The following is a 2,295-nucleotide window of genomic DNA, read 5'->3' as shown; positions in this document are numbered from 1 at the left end:
CACCAGATTGAGTAACACCTGAAGTTAACATTGGTGTTCCTGCGCGGTAAGCGTATGTTGCAATGTGATTTGGTTTGAAGTATTTTTCAACGTCAGAAACGCCAAATTCATACTTATCTTGTGGTGTAACACCGTTTAATTGGTTAACGAATGTTGCTGACTTACCAAGCTTTGCATTTGCGTAATCAGCTAAGAAATGAGCGCCAAAGTATTCATCTTTACCATTCACTAAAGGTTTAGCTACAGTAAATGTTGCTTTGTTACCTGCAATATTTGTGGCTTTAACGAAATCAGCCATTTTACTTTCATCTGAATAAGGAAAATCAAAAACTACTTCCTTGTTATCTTGTTGTTCAACAAAGTTAGAAATTGTTGATACTGCAGTTTGTACGTTAGTAACATCACTACCAGATAATGTATCTACAACTGAATGGAACAAGAAGTATTGTGCGCCAGCATAGTAATACTTAGTGATTTGATTAGTTAATGATGTTGTATCACCTTGTTTGTAAGTTAAAACTTGGAACAATGGTGAATTTGCATTGCCAAAGTAGGCATCAGCTTGGTCATAAACCGCTGTACCAGGTTGATAATCGTTAATAACTGATTTAATTGATGTATATGATTGGAATGTTTCTGCATTACCTGCAACTAGAAGCATTACTCCTGCCATTCCTGGATCTAAAACAGGTCGTTCGTAATTAGTTACAATTTGAATTGGAGATAATGTTTGTACTCTTGCCAATTTAATAGCCTCCTATTGTTTATTTAGTCCATCTAGACCGTTAATTTTTTCAATTTTAGATTGATAGTTACGATATAGTGTTAATTTCATTGATAAAGAACGTGCTGATACATTAAATAGCCCAGCAAAATCATTTGTAGAGCCAGAGGTATAGTCACATTCCTTTAAAACCGCACCATATTGATGAAAAGTAGATTTATATTGTGGGTCAAACAGTAATGTGGCAATATCATCAGCCATCATTAAAGTTTCATTCCCATTATCTGAATAACATGTGATTTGAATAAGATAGTCTGCAATTTCTTTTTCACGTGAATGCAAACTGTTAGCAACTTCTGCTGTTTTGTTTACTGATGAAATGGTCACATATGGATAACTTGGCAATTCATTACTTGTGTAATCCATAATGACGTGTTTGCCATCCAAGCCAGTAATATCTTCAATTAAATGTCTTATTTGCCCATATAAACCAGACCAGTCAAAAGTTTTAGATTGATAGATATTTCTAGCCATTGTGATCACTCCTATCTTGTAATTGGTAAACAAAAAAGCCTGCTATATCGCTATAGTCAGACTTCTTTGCAATTGATAACTGCTTATCTTTATACTTAACTCGTGTCTTTAAAGGTAAATCTATTTTAGATATCCATTCATATGAATAGTCTTCAACTGAACCACCAGATAACATGTTCAATGTATTACCTAATGAACTAGAAGCGGATGTCCCAGTTGGAATAATTGGTTCATACACTGTCACCCAATCACCTTCAGCATAATTATTCCCAATATCGCCAAAACCATCATCAGATGAGCTTTCAACTTCTTGAGTTGTTTTGTATGCCAATTCAACTTTAAATATCCTATATAGTCTATTTAATGCTGTATTAAACGTTCTTTTTGCTACTGCGTCCATTAAATCACCACCCATGTTATAGAACGTTGCAAAGCCCCAGTATCAAGCAAAGGATTATTAAATCCTTTATTATTCTGTGTAATCTTTGCATTCATTGGTTCGTTAGTTGCAACCATTTCACGTTTCATTTCTATGCTTAAAAATTTACCAATTTTGTCGAATATTTGTCCCGCTGTTGTTTTATGCAGATATATATCTATAACGCCATTAGCGACCATATTTGCTATTTTGTTAACGTTTTTAGAGGCTGTCACGTCAATAAATGGTCTAGCAGGTAATTTAACTTCTTTTGTTAATAAGAAGTAAACTACCAATTTTCCATTTTCAACTCTTGCAAGTGTTTTCTGTCCTGATTTAGCAACATGCCAAAACAAACCATTAATCTCTCTAGCAGTACGTTTCCCAGCAACTGGCATAGGTATTGTTAACCATTGTCTTGTTACTGGATGAATAACAGCACCATTGTTTTGCACTTCAGCAATCATTTGATTATATTCAACCGTACGATTACCAGTAGCAAGTAATGATCCAACAAAAACACGATGCTTATTTAAGTTTTCAACCTCTTTAATGCCCTGAGTTAAATAATCAAAGTCAGAACTCAAAAGGTTTTAACACTCCAACCACCTAAATGTAG

The 2,295-nt window shown here is 34.3% G+C and carries 4 protein-coding genes; all 4 read right to left on the bottom strand.

Going from position 1 to position 2,295, the window contains the following annotated elements:
• A partial coding sequence (locus tag OEZ61_RS07960) for a hypothetical protein (RefSeq protein WP_290047364.1) occupies positions 1-745 on the bottom strand: 745 nt, incomplete at its 3' end.
• A gap of 12 nt (positions 746-757) precedes the next feature.
• Positions 758-1,258 (bottom strand): hypothetical protein, encoded by a 501-nt coding sequence (locus tag OEZ61_RS07955; RefSeq protein ID WP_290047363.1) that lies wholly within the window; start codon positions 1,256-1,258, stop codon positions 758-760.
• Entirely contained in the window at positions 1,251-1,658 is a 408-nt protein-coding gene (locus OEZ61_RS07950; protein WP_290047362.1) for a hypothetical protein, read from the bottom strand. Before OEZ61_RS07950 ends, OEZ61_RS07955 begins: the two co-directional genes overlap by 8 nt.
• Entirely contained in the window at positions 1,658-2,263 is a 606-nt protein-coding gene (locus OEZ61_RS07945) for a hypothetical protein (RefSeq protein WP_053795558.1), read from the bottom strand. Before OEZ61_RS07945 ends, OEZ61_RS07950 begins: the two co-directional genes overlap by 1 nt.
• Positions 2,264-2,295 lie beyond the last annotated feature (32 nt).

The organism is Apilactobacillus sp. EABW-1NA (assembly GCF_030398685.1).
Taxonomy (GTDB): Bacteria; Bacillota; Bacilli; order Lactobacillales; family Lactobacillaceae; genus Apilactobacillus; species Apilactobacillus waqarii.
This window is presented reverse-complemented; position numbering and strand designations above follow the sequence as displayed.

Coding starts and splice junctions, on each gene's coding strand:
- OEZ61_RS07955 (WP_290047363.1), bottom strand. CDS start 1,258: ATGGCTAGAAATATCTATCAATCTAAAACTTTTGACTGGTCTGGTTTA.
- OEZ61_RS07950 (WP_290047362.1), bottom strand. CDS start 1,658: ATGGACGCAGTAGCAAAAAGAACGTTTAATACAGCATTAAATAGACTA.